The 18,160-nt window shown below is 66.7% G+C and carries 16 protein-coding genes, 1 tRNA gene and 1 CRISPR repeat array; of the genes, 4 read left to right on the forward strand and 13 right to left on the reverse strand.

Going from position 1 to position 18,160, the window contains the following annotated elements:
• The first annotated feature begins 161 nt into the window (after window positions 1–161).
• From ettA to GGD82_RS08040, 3 genes are all read left to right on the forward strand, one after another.
• Window positions 162–1,841 carry an energy-dependent translational throttle protein EttA gene (gene ettA / locus GGD82_RS08030; protein ID WP_150063980.1) on the forward strand — a complete coding sequence of 560 codons (1,680 nt, stop codon included), beginning with the start codon at window positions 162–164 and terminating at the stop codon, window positions 1,839–1,841.
• Between the two features lie 79 nt (window positions 1,842–1,920).
• Window positions 1,921–2,514, forward strand: a complete 594-nt coding sequence (locus GGD82_RS08035; RefSeq protein WP_150063981.1) for an NUDIX domain-containing protein — start codon at window positions 1,921–1,923, stop codon at window positions 2,512–2,514.
• Window positions 2,515–2,623: 109 nt separating this feature from the next.
• A complete protein-coding gene (locus tag GGD82_RS08040) occupies window positions 2,624–3,655 on the forward strand; it encodes an SLAC1 anion channel family protein (RefSeq protein ID WP_150063982.1) in 1,032 nt (343 codons plus the stop codon).
• Window positions 3,656–3,799: 144 nt separating this feature from the next.
• Here the strand turns inward: GGD82_RS08040 and flaF are convergent, their stop codons facing one another.
• The 8 genes from flaF to trxA form a co-directional block, all read right to left on the reverse strand.
• Complete coding sequence (flaF, locus tag GGD82_RS08045; protein ID WP_246164009.1) at window positions 3,800–4,171, reverse strand: flagellar biosynthesis regulator FlaF; 372 nt, start codon at window positions 4,169–4,171, stop codon at window positions 3,800–3,802.
• Complete coding sequence (locus GGD82_RS21030; RefSeq protein WP_150063984.1) at window positions 4,095–4,721, reverse strand: flagellar biosynthesis repressor FlbT; 627 nt, start codon at window positions 4,719–4,721, stop codon at window positions 4,095–4,097. Before GGD82_RS21030 ends, flaF begins: the two co-directional genes overlap by 77 nt.
• Window positions 4,722–4,794: 73 nt before the next feature.
• Window positions 4,795–5,382, reverse strand: coding sequence for a malonic semialdehyde reductase (locus tag GGD82_RS08050; protein ID WP_150063985.1), 588 nt, complete (start codon window positions 5,380–5,382; stop codon window positions 4,795–4,797).
• 54 nt (window positions 5,383–5,436) lie between these two features.
• Entirely contained in the window at window positions 5,437–5,985 is a 549-nt protein-coding gene (locus GGD82_RS08055; protein ID WP_150063986.1) for a NifU family protein, read from the reverse strand.
• A 151-nt stretch (window positions 5,986–6,136) separates the two neighbouring features.
• Window positions 6,137–6,520: a gamma-butyrobetaine hydroxylase family protein gene (locus GGD82_RS08060; protein ID WP_150063987.1), complete on the reverse strand. Its 384-nt coding sequence runs from the start codon at window positions 6,518–6,520 to the stop codon at window positions 6,137–6,139.
• Window positions 6,517–6,774, reverse strand: a complete 258-nt coding sequence (locus GGD82_RS08065) for a Trm112 family protein (protein WP_150063988.1) — start codon at window positions 6,772–6,774, stop codon at window positions 6,517–6,519. The genes GGD82_RS08060 and GGD82_RS08065 overlap by 4 nt, the downstream gene beginning before the upstream one ends.
• 119 nt (window positions 6,775–6,893) lie before the next feature.
• Window positions 6,894–7,559 carry an LON peptidase substrate-binding domain-containing protein gene (locus GGD82_RS08070; RefSeq protein WP_150063989.1) on the reverse strand — a complete coding sequence of 222 codons (666 nt, stop codon included), beginning with the start codon at window positions 7,557–7,559 and terminating at the stop codon, window positions 6,894–6,896.
• 46 nt (window positions 7,560–7,605) lie between these two features.
• Window positions 7,606–8,526, reverse strand: a complete 921-nt coding sequence (gene trxA, locus GGD82_RS08075) for a thioredoxin (protein WP_150063990.1) — start codon at window positions 8,524–8,526, stop codon at window positions 7,606–7,608.
• A gap of 392 nt (window positions 8,527–8,918) precedes the next feature.
• Here trxA and GGD82_RS08080 point away from each other — a divergent pair.
• Window positions 8,919–8,993 (forward strand) — tRNA-Gly (locus GGD82_RS08080).
• A gap of 256 nt (window positions 8,994–9,249) precedes the next feature.
• Window positions 9,250–10,315: direct repeats of the CRISPR family, unit length 36 nt; unit sequence GCTTCAATGAGGCCGGGGCATTACTGCCCCGGAAAG.
• Window positions 10,316–10,546: 231 nt separating this feature from the next.
• Here the strand turns inward: GGD82_RS08080 and cas2 are convergent.
• From cas2 to cas3g, 5 genes are all read right to left on the reverse strand, one after another.
• Window positions 10,547–10,849, reverse strand: coding sequence for a CRISPR-associated endonuclease Cas2 (gene cas2, locus GGD82_RS08085; protein WP_150063991.1), 303 nt, complete (start codon window positions 10,847–10,849; stop codon window positions 10,547–10,549).
• A 161-nt stretch (window positions 10,850–11,010) separates the two neighbouring features.
• Window positions 11,011–12,738 carry a CRISPR-associated endonuclease Cas4g/Cas1g gene (gene cas4g/cas1g / locus GGD82_RS08090; protein ID WP_150063992.1) on the reverse strand — a complete coding sequence of 576 codons (1,728 nt, stop codon included), beginning with the start codon at window positions 12,736–12,738 and terminating at the stop codon, window positions 11,011–11,013.
• A 9-nt stretch (window positions 12,739–12,747) separates the two neighbouring features.
• On the reverse strand, window positions 12,748–14,394 hold the full coding sequence (csb2, locus tag GGD82_RS08095) for a type I-G CRISPR-associated protein Csb2 (protein ID WP_150063993.1): 1,647 nt from the start codon (window positions 14,392–14,394) through the stop codon (window positions 12,748–12,750).
• A 5-nt stretch (window positions 14,395–14,399) separates the two neighbouring features.
• A complete protein-coding gene (locus GGD82_RS08100; protein ID WP_150063994.1) occupies window positions 14,400–15,125 on the reverse strand; it encodes a hypothetical protein in 726 nt (241 codons plus the stop codon).
• Entirely contained in the window at window positions 15,122–17,686 is a 2,565-nt protein-coding gene (gene cas3g / locus GGD82_RS08105) for a type I-G CRISPR-associated helicase/endonuclease Cas3g (protein WP_150063995.1), read from the reverse strand. Before cas3g ends, GGD82_RS08100 begins: the two co-directional genes overlap by 4 nt.
• Window positions 17,687–18,160 lie beyond the last annotated feature (474 nt).

Here is an 18,160-nt window from a genome sequence, read left to right on the forward strand (position 1 = left end):
AGACGTGACGGCCCGATCGGCGTTGGCGCCCATTGCTCCCGCGCGCGCGCTGCGATAGAAGGGGCACCATCCGAATCGGATACCAGAAAACCGGCCCGTGCCTTCCGGCGCGGCGCCGGTGTTCGTGTCCGCCCATCGTTCTGCCCCTCCCGGAGGAGCCCATGGCCGCCTACCAGTACATCTACACCATGAAGAACCTGTCCAAGATCTACCCTGGGGGGCGGGAGATCCTGAAGGGCCTGACCCTCTCGTTCCTGCCCGGCGCCAAGATCGGCGTGCTGGGCCCGAACGGCGCCGGTAAGTCCACCGTGCTGCGCATCATGGCAGGCGAGGACCACGACATCGGCGGCGAGGCCTGGGCGGCGGACGGCGTGCGCGTCGGCTACCTCGCGCAGGAGCCGCATCTGGACCCGGCCAAGGACGTCATGGGCAACGTCATGGAGGGCGTCGGCGAGATCAAGGCGCTGATGGACCGGTTCGAGGAGGTCTCGGCCAAGTTCGGCGAGGTCACCGACGACGACGAGATGAACGCGCTGATGGCCGAGCAGGGCGAGCTTCAGGAGAAGATCGACGCCGCCGACGGCTGGGATATCGAGCGCCACGTCGAGATCGCCATGGATGCATTGCGCTGCCCCCCGGGTGATGCGGACGTCTCCAAGCTGTCCGGCGGTGAGAAGCGCCGGGTGGCGCTGTGCCGCCTGCTGCTGTCCAAGCCGGACATGCTGCTGCTGGACGAGCCGACCAACCACCTGGACGCGGAATCGGTGGCGTGGTTGCAGCGCCATCTGGAGGAGTTCCCGGGCACCGTCGTGGCTGTCACCCACGACCGCTATTTCCTCGACAACGTCACGAGCTGGATCCTGGAGGTCGACCGCGGGCGCGGCATTCCCTACGAGGGCAACTACTCCACCTATCTGGAGCAGAAGGCCAAGCGCCTGGAGCAGGAGGCTCGCGAGGAGAAATCCCGCCAGCGCGCCATCAGCCAGGAACTGGAGTGGATCCGCTCGTCGCCCAAGGCCCGCCAGTCCAAGAGCAAGGCGCGTATCACGGCGTTCGACGATCTGGTGAGTCGCGCCGCGGATCGTGGGCCGGAGCAGCTTTCGATCACCATTCCGCCCGGCGAGCGTCTGGGTGCCCGGGTGATCGAGGCCGAGGGCCTGACCAAGGGCTTCGGCGACCGCCTGCTGGTCGAGGACCTGAACTTCAAGCTTCCGCCCGGTGGCATCGTCGGCGTCATCGGCCCGAACGGCGCCGGTAAGACCACGCTGTTCCGCATGATCACCGGCCAGGAGATGCCGGACGCCGGCACTCTGACCATCGGCGACTCGGTCAAGCTGGGCTACGTGGATCAGAGCCGCGACAGCCTCGACGCCAAGAAGACGGTGTGGGAGGAGATTTCCGACGGCCTGGACGAAATCGATCTGGGTAAGCGCAAGATCCCGTCGCGCGCCTATGTCGGCCAGTTCAACTTCAAGGGTCCGGACCAGCAGAAAAAGGTCGGCCAGCTCTCCGGTGGTGAGCGCAACCGCGTGCACCTCGCCAAGATGCTGAAGAGCCATGCCAACGTCCTGCTGCTCGACGAACCGACCAACGACTTGGACGTGGAAACCCTGCGCGCCTTGGAAGAGGCGTTGCTGGAGTTCCCGGGCTGCGCCGTTATCATCTCGCACGATCGGTATTTCCTCGACCGTTTGGCGACGCACATCCTGGCCTTCGAGGGCGACAGCCACGTCGAGTGGTTCGAGGGCAACTTCGAAAGCTACCTGGAAGACAAGAAGCGCCGGCTGGGCGCGGACGCGGCCGAGCCGCACCGCATCAAGTACAAGCCGATCACACGATAGGGGCGGGGACGGCGGGCGCGGGCCTGTGGCATCCTGGGGCGGTTGATCGTTTCACCGCCGCAAGGAACTGCGCCCCGCCATGCCGTCCGATCCCCCCGATAGTCCGTGGACGACGCAGTCCGAACGGGCGATCTACGCCAACCCCTGGATCACCGTCACCGAGTACGGCGTGCTCACGCCGGCCGGCACGCCCGGCATTTATGGGGTGGTCCGCTTCCGCAACGTGGCGGTCTGCGTGTTGCCGGTGGCCGCCGACGGCACGGTGACGCTGGTCGGCCAGTTTCGCTATCCGCTTCAGGCCTATAGCTGGGAGCTGCCGGAGGGGGGCTGCCCGGTGGGCACCGATCCGCTCGACGCCGCGCGGCGGGAGCTGCGGGAGGAGACCGGGCAGATCGCCGGCGGCTGGTCCGAAATCCTGCGTCTGCACCTGTCCAACTGCGTCAGCGACGAGGCGGGCGTCTCGTTCCTGGCCTGGAACCTCGCCGAGGGCCCCAGCGATCCGGATGAGACCGAGCGCCTGGAGGTGCGCCGCGTGCCGTTCGTCGAAGCCGTGCGCATGGCCGAGACCGGCGCCATCACCGATGGGCACAGCATCGCGACCCTGTTTCGGGCCCGCCTGATGGCGCTGGAGGGGCGGCTGCCGCCCGCCGTGGCGGACGCCCTTGCATATTAGCAAACATTAATGTAGTGGACTCTTAACACGATCGCGGGGCGCGGTTTCAAACCCCCAGGCGATCACGATCGTCCGAACAGGACTCGAGCCGATCAAGGAGTCTGCTCCCATGAGCGAGGCAAGCGCGACGTTTTCTCCATCTCAAACCCCGCACCCCTCTTCGGCAGCGCCCGCCGATGCGGCGCGGGTCGGCGGCAACTGGCTGATGCATGTTCCCATACCGCTGTTCGCGCTGGTGATGGGCACCGCCGGCCTCGGTATCACTTGGCGGAAGGCGCACGAGGTCCTGGGCGTGCCCTCCGTCATCGGCGAGGCGGTGCTGGCGCTGGCGGCGGCGTGCTTCGTGGCCATCGTTCTATTGTACGGGCTGAAGGCGGTGCTCCACCCCAAGGAAGCCATGGTGGAGTTCAACCACCCCGTCCGGTCCAGCTTCTTCCCTGCGGTGTCCATCAGCCTGCTGTTGTTGGCGCTGGCCGCCGGTCCCTACTCGCATCACCTGACGCTCGGCCTGTGGGGTGTCGGTGCGGCCCTTCACCTGACCTTCACGTTGCGGCTGATCGGGCGCTGGATTGTGCACAATCAGCAGATCAATCACTCGAATCCCGCTTGGTTTATTCCTGTGGTCGGCAACGTTCTGGTGCCGCTGGCGGGGGTGCGGCTGGGCTTCACCGAGATCTCGTGGTTCTTCTTCGCCATCGGCATGGTGTTCTGGATCGTGCTGTTCACGATCGTGTTCTACCGGATCGTGTTTCACGATCAGCTTCCGGCCAAGTTCATGCCGACGCTGTTCATCCTGATTGCGCCGCCCGCGATCGGGTTCTTGTCCTATGTGGCGCTGAACGGCGGCGTCGTGGACGGATTTGCGCGCGTGCTGATCTACGTGGCGCTGTTCATCACCATGCTGAACTTCACGCTGGTGAGGCAGTTCCTGCGCGTGCCGTTCTACGTGTCCTGGTGGGCTTATACGTTCCCCATGGCGGCGGTCAGCGTGGCTTCGATGGAGTTCCACCGCCTGAACGGTTACGACGAGATGTCGTTTATCTGTATGGGGCTCGTGACGGTGACCACGCTCGTCATCACCACCGTGTTCTTGCGCACCCTGGTGGCGCTGGTGCAGGGCAAGCTGTTCGTGCCGGACTGACGCCGTCCGCGAACACTCCAGACCGTATCCCGGACATGGACACGGCCCCGGCGCGAATGGCGTTGGGGCCGTGTGCTGGTCACTGTGGGCGGATGAGGGCGTTGGGGCAGAGCGGGCCGGACGATGACGGCGCGCGCGTCGTGCTTACACCGAGGTCGCGCCGAGGGGCGTGTGGGGCGGCGGCGTGGGATCGACGGCCGGCTGCTGGTCCTTGAGGCCGGCGGCGAGATTCCGGTTGATGGAAATCAGAATGTCGAGGTCGGCCGGATCGACCGAACGCAGGGCCTTGGACGTCTGTTTGTCCACGAAGATCGACAGGCTCATGATGTTGCCCTTGATGTCGCTGGGCAGCGCGTTGTTCGGGTCCATGATATCGGCCTGGAGGATGGTCCAGAACAACTGATTGAATCGCAGGGCCTGGGATCGCAGCGCAACGTCCTCAGAATTCCTTTGGGATTCCTCCATCATCGCCGAGGCCTTGATGAACGCCATGGCCTCCGCTTCCCGAGGCGTCATCTGCTGACGCTTCTGCGCCGTCTGGTAGGCCTTCAATTGTTCGTTGGCCATCGTTCGCCGTCTCCGCTTCGTACTCGATCAGCTTCTTGCAGATCTTGAGGGCCTTGTAGTGGTCCCCCTCGATGATCCGCTTCGACATCTCCGTCGACAATTCGACCCCGCGCTCATCAACAGCCATGTCCAGAATATGATTCAGGAGCGGGACGTAAAAGTCATGGAACCGAACCTGCTGCTCGGGGTGCAGATACATGTCCAGGATCAGGTAATAGATCTGCTTGGCAGGGGTGTCCGCATCTTCCTTTTTCAGTACGTCTTTTTGGCGCACCACGGGAACGCGATTATGGATCACCAACTCCGCTTTGCCCGAGCCGTTGGAGATGACTGCTGACCCAATGATAACTTTCTCATTGGGTTTCAAGGTGATCTTGAGAGGCATGGTACCGCACGCAGGTTGACAGATCGTTACCGGCGGGACCGGACCGACGCAGAAGGAGCGACCGATCCCCAGACTATGCACCAACCGGGGATAACGCACCAGCGCTACGGGCATCCATACGCGATCCCACCTCCGTATGGGGGATCGTACGCCAAACGCCGCCGGCCGCGGTCGGCGGCGACGAGGGTCAGACGATCCGGCAGACGTCGGCGAACGCCGGGCGCGGCGAGCGGGGAAACAGCGGCGTCGGATCGCCGTAACCCAGGTTCAGGAGGAAGTTCGATCGCCACGTCGTGCCCTCCAGGAACGTCGCGTCGACCTTCGCCTGATCGAAGCCACTCATCGGGCCGCAGTCCAGACCGAGCGCGCGGGCCGCCAGGATCAGATAGCCGCCCTGGAGGGTCGCGTTCCGGAACGCCGTTTCCTCGGTGAACGCCGGTTTGCCGTCGAACCAGGCTTTGGCGTCCGCGTGCGGGAACAGCGTCGGCAGCGTCTCGGGGAACGCCAGGTCCTCGCACACGATCACCGTCACCGGCGCTGTCATGGTCTTGGGCCGGTTGCCCTCCGTCAGGCAGGGCTCAAGCTTGGCCTTGGCCTCTGGGCTCTTGATGAACACGAACCGGGCGGGCTGGCAGTTGGCGCTGGTGGGCGCCATTTTCACCAGGGTGTGCAGCCGCTCCAGTGTGCTGTCGTCGACCGCTCGATCCTGCCATTGCCAATGCGTGCGCGCTTCCAGGAACAAGGCGTCGAGTGCGGTCGCGTCGAGAGCCGACATGTACGAAATCCCTTCTGGTCAAGGAAGCGCGGGGTGCGGGGCAGGGGGGCGTGGTCAGAGAACGGCCTCGACCGCCTCCACCTCGGGCACGTAGTGGCGCAGCATATTCTCGATGCCGTGCTTCAACGTGGCCGTCGAGCTTGGGCAGCCGGAGCAGGCGCCGCGCATGTGCAGGAACACCACGCCGTCGCGGAAGTCGTGGAAGATGATGTCTCCGCCGTCCTGCGCCACGGCCGGCCGCACGCGGGTGTCGAGCAGCTCGCGGATCTGGCGCACGACCGGGCTGTCCGCCTCGGGCGCGTCCTCGTCGTTGGCGCTGTCCAGCAGCACCGCCTCGCCGGCGGTGAAGTGGTCCATGATCGCGCCCAGTACCATCGGCTTGACCACCTGCCAGTCGGCCGGATCGGCCTTGCTGACGGCGATGAAGTCCGCGCCCAGGAACACCGCCGCCACACCGTCGATTCGGAACAGCCGCGACGCCAGGGGCGAGCGCGTGGCCTCCTCCGGTGTGTCGAACTGCGCCGTGCCCGATCCCAGCACAGTGCGGCCGGGCAGGAACTTCAGGCTGGCCGGATTCGGGGTCTGCTCGGTCTGGATGAACATGGAAACGGGTCCTCCTCGACGAAACGCGCGCGGCGGAATGAGGCACGCGACCGGAACCGGGCAAAACGCCCGTGTCGGACCGGACATAAGACGCCGGTCGGTTTCAATCAAGACCAGATTGGTCGGGTATTGCGGGCTGGGGCCGGTGCCCTCACGGATCCCGAGATTTGCCCGCCCGGGTCAGGTCGGCGAGGTAGCCTTCCCACCGCGCGTTGCGGGTTTCCGCCAGATCCCAGAGGTAATCCCAGCTGTAGATGCCGGTGTCGTGCAGGTCGTCGAACAGGATGCGAAGGGCGTAATGGCCAATCGGTTCCAGGTCCATGATGCCGACGTAGCGCCGGCCGCCCACCACCTGCCGCTGGTCGGGCGAGTGGCCCTGGACCTCGGCCGAGGGGCTGAACACCCGCAGATACTCGGCGGGCAACACATGCACCGTCCCGTCGCCGTAGGTCAGCGTCAGGGTGCGGTCGGCCCGGCTGACGGCGATGTCGGCCGGGACCCGCCGCGACCCGGTGTGCGCGGCGGAGTCCGTCATGCCGCCGGCTCGCCCGGACTGGTGTCGGCGCCGTCGAGGCGACGGGCCTCGTCGATCAGCATGATCGGCACGCCGTCGCGGATCGGGTAGGCGAGACCGGCCTGGCGGCTGATCAGCTCGCGGCGCTCGCGGTCGTATTCCAACGGCCCCTTGCCGAGCGGACAGACCAGGATCTCCAGCAGGCGCGGGTCAATCGAGGTGTCATCGCCGTCGGCCAGCGGGGCGGTGGTGGCGTTGGGGGGGGTATCGGTCATGCCGTGTCCTCGGGATAGGGTCGCGATCGGCCCGGACCATACACCGCCGAACGCGCGGCGACTACCAGGGAGCCGCGAGATGGGAGCTGCGGGAGACTCGCCGGGTTTCGGGGCGCGGGCTACTGGGGTGCCGTGCCGCCGGACGACGACTCCATGGCGCCCATTTCCAGCAGCGCCAGCAACAGGTCCGCCCGATCCTGAGGGGTCTCCGCCTCCAGCAACGCCTGCTTCTCGCGCGGCTCGAACGGGCAGACCATGGCCAGCGACGTCAGCAGGGGCCGTGTTTCGACCTCGCGCATGATGTCCCAGTTGAAGGATAGACCGTGGCGGCTGGCGAACGGCTTGAGCACGGTGAACAACCGGTCGCGGTCGATCTCCGCCGTCTTCGAGTCGTCTAAATCTTGGGCGAACCCACTGTAGTCCGCGGTGACCCGACGGTAGCCCCGGTGTAGCGGGAGCTCCTGGGTGATGCGAAACCGGTTGAGCCCCAGCAGGGTGATGGTCAGTCGTCCGTCCGGCGTTTCCTCATAGGCGACGATGCGCCCCAGACAGGCGATCTCGTACACGTCCGGCTCGGATTCCTCGGCCTCGCCAGAGGCCGCCCGCGGCTGCACCATCGCCATCATGCGCCCGTTCGCCAGCGCGTCCTGCACCAGATTGAGGTAGCGGGGTTCGAAGATGTTGAGCGGGAGCCGCCCGCCCGGGATCAGAAGCACCCCGGTGAGCGGAAACACCGCGACCGTCTCGGGCAGTTCGTCGAAGCGGGGCTGAAAAGCACGCACCATGCCGTCGTCCTTACGGTGGCGTCCTCGCGGTGGTTAGACGGGCGGGTCAGGCAAACACCAGCGACGACAAGCGCCGCCGGCCGGATGCGGCCACGGGATCGCCGGGGCCGAGGGCCTCGAAGATCTTCAGCAGGCGCTGACGGGCGGCGTCCTCGCTCCATGTGCGGTCGCGCCAGAACAGCTCCAGCAGTTCGTCGACCGCCGCCTCGACCTGATCGGCCGCGTACAGCGCGTTGGCGAGGTCGTAGCGGGCCTGATGGTCGTTCGGGTCCGCGTCGACCTTGGTGCGTAATTCGGCGACGGGGCCGGCCGTCTCCTGTGACAGCTCCAGCTTCATCTTCGCGGCCGCGATGTCCGGATCCTTCAGGTAGTCTTCCGGCAGCTGGGCGATGATCTGGGCCGCTTCGCCGTTCTGACCGTTGGCAATCAGGGCCCGCAGATAGCCCCCGATGGCCTTGGCGTTGCCCTGGTCGTGCTCCAGAATCTGACGGTAGGCAACCAGGGCGCCCTCGAAGTCCCCGCCGTCGAGGATCTGCTTGGCCTCCTCCAGCGCCGCGTCGATCGGGTTGGAGGCGCCGCCGGTCAGGCCGGACAGGAACTGTTTGAGCTGGCTTTCCGGCAGCGCCCCGGCAAACGCATCGATCGGCTGGCCCTGCTTGAAGCCGTAGACCGTGGGAACCGACTGGACCCGAAGCTGCGCCGCGAGCTGCTGGTTTTCGTCCACGTTGATCTTCACCATGCGGACGGCGCCGTTCATCTGGCGCACCAGCTTTTCCAGCATGGGGCCGAGCGTTTTGCAGGGTTCGCACCAGGGCGCCCAGAAATCGACGACCACCGGCACCGACTTCGATGCCTCGATCACGTCGGTCATGAAGGTTTCGGTGGTGCCCTCCTTGATGAGGTCGCCGCCGTCCGTTGGGGCCGAGGTGCTGACGGTGGTGCCCTCGCCGTCGAGAATCAAAGCCATCGGTCTGTCCGTCTCATGCGTTCGGGTGATCGTGGTCCGGGTGATCGTTATCCGGCTGTCGTGGTTCGGGGCGCCCACCGCGGTGTTGGGGCCCGGCCCGTGTGCGCTCATACTTGGTTCGAAGCGGGCGCGGAAGCAAGGGCGGAGGCGCTGTCCAGGGCGTTAACGGGGCGGGGGGCGCCGTCGCGAACCGGCTGAGGCGGTTTTTTTGCCCAACCCGCAAATTCGGTGTTGCAATGCCGCGAGCGCTGAGTATAGTCGCGCTCCTCGACGGGGCACGGCGCTCCACGGCGCCGCCACCCAGCCTCGTCGACCCTGTGAAAAGCTCTTGAAAAACCTCTTGAAACGCGGACCTTCCGCAGGGTAATTAAGGGGCCAACACAGGAACGGATGCGGGCGTAGCTCAGGGGTAGAGCACAACCTTGCCAAGGTTGGGGTCGTGAGTTCGAATCTCATCGCCCGCTCCAGTTTTAAGGCCTGATAAGGCTTTCGAAAACGGCTCCCGAAAGGGGGCCGTTTTTGCTTACATGAGCCAGTAAGAAGGGCTGTGTAAGCGCGGTGTACGCAGGGGCGCCAAACAAAAATGCGCCAACCCGACTGCACCTCGCCGCGCATGTGGGCGCGCGCTGGGTCACTCGGCCGCCGACAGATCCCCGAAACATGCGTTTGCTGATCTCGTCCCAGACGTATCATCAGGCCAACGGCGCGGCAGGCGATGCTGCCAGCCTGATGAGGCCGGGGCATTACTGCCGCGGAAAGGTCATCAAACGCCTAACCACATCCGCCCGCATTGTTGTGCTTCAATGAGGCCGGGGCATTACTGCCCCGGAAAGGCGTCGAATACGGTACCAACGAAGTTTACCGGTTTTAGCTTCAATGAGGCCGGGGCATTACTGCCCCGGAAAGCACACGACGATCGGGACGAGGTGCATATTTCCCCGCTGGCTTCAATGAGGCCGGGGCATTACTGCCCCGGAAAGTCTCATCGCGGGCAGAATAGCGGGGGTGTCAGAATGCTTCAATGAGGCCGGGGCATTACTGCCCCGGAAAGGGCACGGCCGAGACCGTGGTCACGCCCGACCGGATCGCTTCAATGAGGCCGGGGCATTACTGCCCCGGAAAGCGCTGGCCGCCGACAAGGACCAGGCCAAGATCGTGTTCACGCTTCAATGAGGCCGGGGCATTACTGCCCCGGAAAGGTTTTTTTGTGTCTGGTGGTCACCGGCTGTGAAAGCCTGCTTCAATGAGGCCGGGGCATTACTGCCCCGGAAAGGCGTTGTCGTTGCTCGACGCGGCAGCCTGCACGGCCGCGCTTCAATGAGGCCGGGGCATTACTGCCCCGGAAAGGCATTCGCGGCCGTGACCACAGATGGCGCCCAGCCTGGCTTCAATGAGGCCGGGGCATTACTGCCCCGGAAAGGATGTGGCTGGACTGGACGGACGAAGCCGACCCGGCCGGGGCTTCAATGAGGCCGGGGCATTACTGCCCCGGAAAGCTCCGTTTCTCTGGGACTGCAATATGGTGTTCCCCTTGCTTCAATGAGGCCGGGGCATTACTGCCCCGGAAAGAACACGGTGAGCCCGCTCTCCTGTGCCACCGCGCGCAGCTTCAATGAGGCCGGGGCATTACTGCCCCGGAAAGGGCGCAGAGGGCGGGGTTTCGGCCGAAGAGATCGCCGCTTCAATGAGGCCGGGGCATTACTGCCCCGGAAAGCCAGCGACCAACGGGCCGGCTCTATCGGCCAGTCCTCATGCTTCAATGAGGCCGGGGCATTACTGCCCCGGAAAGAGCTCGGCTGTAACCGGCGGCTCTAGTTGGGATTTTACCACCGTTTTCGAGCGCTCGCCAGAGCCCCGAGTCGATACGGCTCCCACGGTGCTCAGGAACTGCGCCGCGCACCTGCTACCGCTTTGTTTTACAATGTCAAAAAGCGTTTGCGAGCGCTCCCCGAGTCGCGAGCGCCACAGGAGCGCTCGCAGCGGCCGGGCGGCTCGCGCCTCACAGCAATCCGAGTGAAGGTTACACGATGATCGGTGTGCGTTCCACCACCGCCACGGTCTTTCCCAGGCTTTCCAGGCGGGGCTTCACGGTCTCGGCCGGGCCCAGATCAAGGATGAGCACATGGTCGGCGCCGTCGTGGATGGCCTCGGTCAGCGCCCCGCGCAATTGGACGAGACGTTTGCGCGACAGGCGGCACTGGAATACGGACAGTTGCAGCCATTCGCCGTAGCCGTTCATGACCTTCCACACCCGACGCCAGCGCTTCGGGTCGGCGATGTCGTAGGTGATGATGTAGAGGTGCTCGTCGGTCTGCGCTGGCATGGTGGGAGTCTTTCTTTTGTCTGATCGCCGGAGCCGCCGCGCGGCCCGGCTCCGTCCCTGCGGGACGCCGGCGCGGTCGCGCCGGTCTGGTGGGCCTTGTCTGATCGCCGGAGCCGCCGCGCGGCCCGTCTCCGTCCCTGCGGGACGCCGGCCCTGCGTCCCTATCGCGGTGTGACCCAGGGGAAGGTGTCGATCTCCCCTTGCAGGTGCCGGCACAGCAGGCGGGCCTGCACCTCGATCAGACGGCGGTAGCTGATCTGATAGCCGAACACGGGGTGAGTCAGGTCCTGCTCCAGGCGGCGTTCGAAGGCGGCGATCAAGGCCTTGCGCGCCGTCGGCGCCATGGCGCAGCCGCCCGCCGCGCGTACGAAGTCGCCGGGCGCGACCTCGCCATTGTTGATGACCGTCAGCACGGCGGAGTCCGCGATCAGTGGGCGGTCGGGCTCCATCAGGTCCAGGGCGAGGGCCGGGCGGCCGTGGCGGACGGTGTGGTAGAAGCCCCGGTACGGGTCCAGCCCCACGCCCGACAGCGCCACATGCCACGTGCGCACCAGCAGGGCATAAGCGAACGACAGCAGGGCGTTGACCGGATCGGCCGGCGGGCGGCGGTTGCGGTGCCGGAAATCGAAGCCGGCCGGGCCATCCGCCTTCAGCATGACGGGAAACGCGCCGAAATAGGCTGCGGCCGCCGCGCCCTCAATGCCCAGCAGAGTAGCGGTGTCCGGGGCGCGCCCGGCCTCCTCGGCGAGACGCTTCAGGGCCAGAAGAGGCTCGGCGACGGCCTCGGGCGGGTGCGCCTCGCGGCGGTTGCGACGTAACAGAGTGCGGGCGTTGCGGATCTTGGCCGCCACCAGCCCGCGCGCGAATCGCAGCGACCAGCCGGTGTCGAAGGCGCAGCGGTATTGGGCCTCGCGCGCCGCCACGGTGCGGTGGCCGAGGCCCACCGTATGCCCCAGGAACCAGCCGCCGTAGCTGTACCAGGACACGGGGATCTCGCGGCGCATCAGCTCGTGCAGGGCCGGGGCGGTGACGGAGACGTTGCCGAACAGCACGAGTTGGGAGATCTCGGTCAGGCGGGCCTTCACCGGCGGGGCGTCGTCGATGCTGACCTGGAGTTGCTCGCCGGTTTTGCCAACCTTGCCGTGGCCGGCTTGCACGACCAGCGGCAAGGCCTCCGGCCGCGCGGCGGCCAGCGGGCGCGGGGCCGGAGCCGCGCCGAGCGCGTGGCCGATCTCGTCGGGCAGACAGATCCCGACCAGGGCGCAGCGCGGGCATTTGGGGCTGTCGATCAGCGGTGGCGGCGGGCGGGCCTGGGCCGCCGCCAGCCGCAGGCCGTGGACCGCGTGCAGGGCGGCGTGGCGCAAGGCGTCGTCGAAGGGTACGCGCACCCGCTCCCGGCTGGCGCGATAATACAGAAAGCCCTCGTCGCAGCGGTAGCCGTGGTCCTCCAGAAGCAGACCTTGCAGGCACACCTGGATCCGCTCCGGGTCGTAGGCCCCGGTGGCGACGTGTGGCCGCTTGCCGCGCTTGGTGTCCACGGGGCTGACGCGGCCGCCGTCGCCCTCCACCAGGTCCAGGACGCCGGTGATGCCCAGGCGCTCCGACGTCAGGGCAACGGAGCGGGCCTGGATGTCCTCGGTATCGTCCTCGGTTGGCGGGGATTCCGGGAGGTGTCCGCCGCCCGCATCGACCCGCTTGTGGACCTGGCGGCCTTCCTCGGTGTCGGCGCTGTCTGCCCAGGCCCCGTCCACCCACATCAGCCACGCCAAACGCGGGCAGTAGACGAACTCGTTGACCATCCGCACCGGGACCAGCGCCGCGCCCTCCGGGACCTGTGGAGGCGGTAAAGGGAGTTCCGGTTCACGGTCCGGATCGGGGCGCGGTGTCATGGCGGTTGCCTATGGAATGGACTCGAACAGGCCGAGGCCGAAATGGCTGCCGAAGCCAAGGGCCAACGGGCCGGCTCTCTCCGACGGAAAGACCACGGTCAGGAAGGTCCCCTGACTGTCCGGCTGGCGCTCCCCCTGCCGCGACCGGAAACGGTGGAAGTGGATGGGACGAAGGGTCTTGCCACCCTTGAGGTGGACGGTGGGTTCCACTTCGACGTGAACGGCCTCCGCGTCTTCCTTGCTCAGGATACCACGCCGGACCAACAGGCGGCGCACCTCTGCGGGATAGCCGCCCCTTTTCAGATGTCCGGCGGCCAGGAACGGGGTGATGCTGGTCCAGGTCCGCGACGGACCGAATAGGCGGCTGACCGGCGCGAAGTCGGCTGGCCGACCAAAGCCTTCAAGAGCCAGATGCCATTCCTTGGCGGCGCGGGCGTGGGCCTCCGTGTCCTCCGGGTCGCGCCGCGTCGGGTTGAGCCACAGCTTGCGCAGGCCGGACAGTCTGGCCTGGGCAGAGCCATCAAATCCCCCCGGCAGCCAGACCGCGATGTGGTCGATCCAACCGTCACGATCCACGTCTTCCGGCAGCCAGAAGGCATGGGCATGGCCGGGGTCGTCCCGCAGGGCGCCGTTGTCGCCGCCATGGCCGGAAATCTCCGGCGGGGCGTTGAACCGGCCCGTCTCCGTGTCCCGGCCGAAGGTGCTCATGGCCGCGAGGCGCGCCAGTTCGCCGATGCGAATGGTGTCCTCCACGCGCGGGCGCGGGCGGCCCGTCAGCACCCAGCGGGCGACGGTGGGACGTGCTGCGTTCGTGTGGATCGCCGGCCCGGCGGGGCGGTGACGGCGACGGGCCGTGGGGGAGAGGGGCGGGCGGACATAGACGACCTCCCGCGATGCCGGCGGACGGGTCCACCCGACCCTTTGCAGATCACCCGTGTCCAGCGACAGGGCGTCGAGCAGGGACTCGGGGAGAGTGCCACCCAGGTCCTTCTCGACCTTTTTGGCCAGGGCTTTCGCCGTCGGCGCCGTCTTGCCGGCGTCGGTCTCCGCCGTGCGACGGCGCGCCTCGGCTTCGGCCACCAGGCGGGCCCTTTCGTCGGCATAGAGGGCTGCCGGCAGGGGCACCAGCACGCGCACGGGATCGCCCTCCGGCGCGGTGTGCCCGGTGCCGTTGGTGGGCCGGCAATTGGCCGTCTCGGCGGGCCAGTCGGTGGTGACCGCGGCCTCCACCCAGCTTTCCGCCCGACCGAGGTAGCCGAGCCCGTCCGCCAGATCCCGAGCCAGGGCCAGCAGGTCGTCATCCAGGGTCACGTCAGGCCACGCGGCGACGATGGCGCTGTCCCGGGGCAGATGGGCGAACGCATCGAAGACGAGCGTCGTTTTCACCGGGGCCGGCATGTAGTGGCGGGTGTGGCTGTGGACCGCATCGTCCGGCAGGCGGAAGACGGGCGGGGTTTCGGCCAGGGCCTCGATCAGGCGGGCCAGCGTGTCACGCGGCCAGCGGTCATGGTCACCCTTGCGCCACCAGGTGGCGACAAGCGCGCGCAGTAGCCGCCACGGCTCCGGCGGCCACGCCACGTCGGCCTCGTTGACGTTCCGCCCCCAGGGCGTGGCGTGATACCGCCCGGCCGGGAAGCGCAGGATCAGAGCGAACATGGGGGCTATTTCTTCTCGTAGGTGACGGTCAAAACGCGGTCGGCGCCGAACAGGCCCTTGGTGCCCACGGCTTCGATCAGGCCGGGCAGAGCCGCTTCCAGGTCCGCGAGCGGGGGGAGGGTAAAGGTGTCGGGTCGGGTCACCTTAGGGGCGCCGGCTGGTTCCAGGTCGCAGGCTGTGCGCAGGCGCAGCCCGTCGATGAGGACGCGGCGGATCTTCAACAGGGCCAGGGCGATCAGCAGGTCGGCCACATCGTCGCCGAGACCGAAGGCACGAATCTGGCGCAGGTCGAGGTTGAAGAAGGCCGTGATGGCCGGAGAGGTGTATTCGTCGCGGGCGAACGGCACGTTGCCGAATCCCTTGGCCTGCGTTTCCTGATCGCGAATGCCGGTCTTGATCTTCTTGCCGGTGGCCGGGTCCTTCTCGTCGCTCTTTCGCTCCTGGTAATAGAACCCGCTGCCCGCGTTCCATGGCGCCACGATGGGTGATGGGGCATAGTCCTCCAGGAAGAAACGGGTCAGGGCCTCCCGGTCCAGGCGGGTTTCCAGGTGAAAGGCCTCGTCCTTCCAGAAGCCGCGCGCTTCGGCATCGGCCGCGTCGCCCGTCACGCTGTTTTCGGGTGAGGAGATCAGGCGCAACACCCCCAGGGCCTTAAGGTATCCGGCCAGCGGGGTCGGTGTGCATCCATGCAGGCCGTGGGTGTGGAGGGGTGGTGCAGGTGCGTCAGTCATCGTGGGACCCCTTCTGCTCGGTTTCCGACGCACGCCAGTCGGCCAGCCGCACCAGCGCCTCCAGCCCACGCCAGCCGGAACGGGCCGTACCGGTCCAGCAGCGCGCGGGTGCGCTCGGTCCAGCTGGCGCCGGTCACGTCGTCCCGCCCCAGATCCATGATCGAGAGAACCAGCGTGCTTGCCGGCGACGTCATGCCTTTATCCAGGTCCACGGTTGGGAGGACATCCCCCTCCCACACGCCCCGGGCGAAGCGGCGCCCGTCCGTGGCCGGTGCTTCCTTGGGCAGGGCACGCAGCGACAGCCGCACCTTGCCGTGGTGGGCGGCGATCAGATAGGCGGCCAGATCGGCCTCGCGCGACCATTGATGATGGGCCAGGAACGCCAGGGTGGAGGCCAGTTCATGCCGGAAGTGCGCGCGGCCCGTGTCCCGGTGGTAAGCGGTGGCCTTGGCGAGAAGCTGAGCCTGATCGGCGTTGCCCAGCCGCGCCTGAAATGCCGCGTGCGCCTTGCCGACATCGTGCCAGCAGGCGGCGGTCACCACCGCGTCGCGCTCCGCTCCGGTCACGCCCAGCGTGTCGCACAGCGCCTCGGCCTCGGCGGCGACATGGCCCAGGTGCGCGGTCAGCGGGACCGGGTGATTCTGGCGTGTGTCCTGGTCGTCGTCGGCAGTCTCGGCGCCGGCCTTGGGGGCGTCCGCCCCCTTGACCGCCGTCACCGCCGCCGTGCTGTCGGGATCAAAGCCGCCGTCCGTCGTGTAGCCGCCCGCCGACGCATCCAGCATCAGCACCAGTCCGGGCCACGGATCGCCGTCCAGTTGCCGCCATGTCGGAAACCGACTGGTATCGTGCCCCTTTCGGTTCCGCCCGTTCTGGCCCTGCGGGTCGATGTGCCAGGGCCGACGCGCCGCCGGATCCAGTTTGTCCTTCTTGCGCAGGACTTGGAGCCACGCCTTCGCCCGGCCGATGGGGACGGCGCACAGTTCGTCGCGCGTCGGCGCGGGCTGGGTGTCCAGGGTGTTTGGAGCATCCTCGCGCCATAACACGCGCACGTCGGTGTCCTCGGCGTCGCGGACATAGGGCGAGATGTCCACGTCGAAGCCGGTCAGGTCCGGGTCGGTGTCGAACAGCTCGACCAGGTCCTTGCGTCGCAGTACGCGGCGGGCAGGCGGTAAGTTCCCGGGATCGCCCAGAGCCGACGGGGCGGCGTCGGACAGGCTCGGAAGGCGGGCGCGCGCGGCCTCAAGCTCCGCCGTCGTATAGGGCGCGGCGCGGGATGTGGCGTCTTTGTCGTCGGCGTCGCCCATGACGTCGATCCAAAACACCGGGGCGCCGCCATCGGCACTGTACTCGCCCCGGCGATTGATGCGGCCAAAGCGCTGCACCAGTGAAGCCCACGGCGCCAGTTCCGTGACCAGGACGGCGGCGGACAGGTCCACGCCCGCCTCGATGGCCTGGGTGGCGACGATGATGACATCCCGCGGGGTGCCGGGCGCGGGCAGGCGCTCAACGACCCGGGTCCGATCCGACGGCCGGAACCGCGAGTGGATCAGCAGGGTTTCAGGACCGGCGACGGCCTTCAGAGTCTTGTGAACCGCCTGGGCGCGGGCCACGGTGTTGACAATGACCAGGGTGGGATGGCCGGGCCGGTGCCGGTCCAGCGCGGCGCGGGCCAGCGCTTCCGCGTACGCCTTCGCGTCATCCTTTTTCTGGCCGGGTTTCGGCATCTCGATGGGCGCAACCGGTTTGTGCGCCGAAACGATAGCCTGGATCCGTGTGTCGGCGGCATCCTCGGGAACGTCGTCGGGCACGCGCAGGACCTTGGGCGGCGCCCTGAAATCCACGGTGGTGAGCCAGTCTCCCCTGAGTGTCGCCGAGACCCATAAACTGCGTGCGGGTCGCGGACCGCCCACGGACCGGCGGAACGCCTCAAGCTGGGCGGAGGTCGGGCGCGCCGCGCCCATCGCCTGAACCTCGTCGAACACCCACAGGGCGTCCGTGTGTAGCAGAGCGAAGTCCACCGGCCAGCGAAACCGGCTCATTGCGTACCCGCGCATCAGGGCGCGGCTGACCAGCATGTCCTGGGTGCCGATCAGGATGGTGGGGCGGTCCGGGTGCTTGAACCATGGAGGCTCGTCGGTGCCGCCCATCAGGACGTGGACGTCTTCGGGGTGCGGCACGCCGGGAATCTTGGCAAGGGCCATCATCCAGGCTTTTGCCGCAGCTTCCGTCTGTTCGACCAGGGTGCGCATGGGCAGGCAGTAGACCAAACGGCGCGGCACGTCCGGATCGCACTGGGCATGGCGCCACGCCCACGCGAGAACCACGCCGGCGGTCTTTCCCAGACCGGTCGGCGCGATCAGGGCGTCTGGCCAAGTGGGCGTCTCGGCAGGGACGTCCGAACAACAGGGGCGCTCGGCCAGGGCCGATTGCCAGGCAGCGGGTGTGCCGGTTCCCCGAAAGGCCGTTTTGAAAAAAGCTCTATACGTCATGCTTTCCCCCAAGCAGCCCCCGGCCATGCAATCCATGCAAGCATATGCCCCACCCGGAACCCGAATACTCATGCGGGCCAAGCCACAACGCAAGGGGTAGGCGTGCCATGCGGCACGGCATTTGATTGCCAAGTTCCACGGTAACGCGGACTCGTTCGCTCCCCTTGCCGAATTCCATTCGTCTCATAGCAGGATGCCAGAAACGGTCACAGCACGAGTCGGCACTGGATGGACAATGGGCCGGTGTCGTTACTGGATTGACATGAAGCGGGGCTCTCTGCCCTTTTGGGGTGGTCGGTGTGAACAGAGACGGCGTCGGACGAAGTGTTATTGTCTTTACCGACACCCTCCCTTTTTTCTCATAAATTTCAATGCCTTAAATGAGATCTGCTCACAGATAAGGGAGGGCGCTCCTAAAAAACGATGTGCAGGCAATGGGGTGGACGACATCGGAGGCTCTCTTTTATATTGCCCTTTTAATCGGTATAATCTCGGCCTTCTTCCCCTTCATGGCCTTTTCTTCATTCTATTACTCCATAGCACGCC

The organism is Roseospira marina (assembly GCF_014197855.1).
In the GTDB taxonomy this organism is placed as follows: Bacteria; Pseudomonadota; Alphaproteobacteria; order Rhodospirillales; family Rhodospirillaceae; genus Rhodospira; species Rhodospira marina.

Bases quoted from the DNA above. Each gene is read 5' to 3' on its own strand.
- GGD82_RS08055 (WP_150063986.1), bottom strand. From the start codon at position 5,985: ATGTTCATCCAGACCGAGCAGACCCCGAATCCGGCCAGCCTGAAGTTC.
- GGD82_RS08050 (WP_150063985.1), bottom strand. From the start codon at position 5,382: ATGTCGGCTCTCGACGCGACCGCACTCGACGCCTTGTTCCTGGAAGCG.
- GGD82_RS21030 (WP_150063984.1), bottom strand. From the start codon at position 4,721: ATGCCCGTAGCGCTGGTGCGTTATCCCCGGTTGGTGCATAGTCTGGGG.
- GGD82_RS08070 (WP_150063989.1), bottom strand. From the start codon at position 7,559: ATGGTGCGTGCTTTTCAGCCCCGCTTCGACGAACTGCCCGAGACGGTC.
- ettA (WP_150063980.1), top strand. From the start codon at position 162: ATGGCCGCCTACCAGTACATCTACACCATGAAGAACCTGTCCAAGATC.
- GGD82_RS08060 (WP_150063987.1), bottom strand. From the start codon at position 6,520: ATGACGGACTCCGCCGCGCACACCGGGTCGCGGCGGGTCCCGGCCGAC.
- GGD82_RS08065 (WP_150063988.1), bottom strand. From the start codon at position 6,774: ATGACCGATACCCCCCCCAACGCCACCACCGCCCCGCTGGCCGACGGC.
- cas2 (WP_150063991.1), bottom strand. From the start codon at position 10,849: ATGCCAGCGCAGACCGACGAGCACCTCTACATCATCACCTACGACATC.
- trxA (WP_150063990.1), bottom strand. From the start codon at position 8,526: ATGGCTTTGATTCTCGACGGCGAGGGCACCACCGTCAGCACCTCGGCC.
- GGD82_RS08100 (WP_150063994.1), bottom strand. From the start codon at position 15,125: ATGACTGACGCACCTGCACCACCCCTCCACACCCACGGCCTGCATGGA.
- GGD82_RS08035 (WP_150063981.1), top strand. From the start codon at position 1,921: ATGCCGTCCGATCCCCCCGATAGTCCGTGGACGACGCAGTCCGAACGG.
- cas3g (WP_150063995.1), bottom strand. From the start codon at position 17,686: ATGAGTATTCGGGTTCCGGGTGGGGCATATGCTTGCATGGATTGCATG.
- flaF (WP_246164009.1), bottom strand. From the start codon at position 4,171: ATGACGCCTCGGGAAGCGGAGGCCATGGCGTTCATCAAGGCCTCGGCG.
- GGD82_RS08040 (WP_150063982.1), top strand. From the start codon at position 2,624: ATGAGCGAGGCAAGCGCGACGTTTTCTCCATCTCAAACCCCGCACCCC.
- cas4g/cas1g (WP_150063992.1), bottom strand. From the start codon at position 12,738: ATGACACCGCGCCCCGATCCGGACCGTGAACCGGAACTCCCTTTACCG.
- csb2 (WP_150063993.1), bottom strand. From the start codon at position 14,394: ATGTTCGCTCTGATCCTGCGCTTCCCGGCCGGGCGGTATCACGCCACG.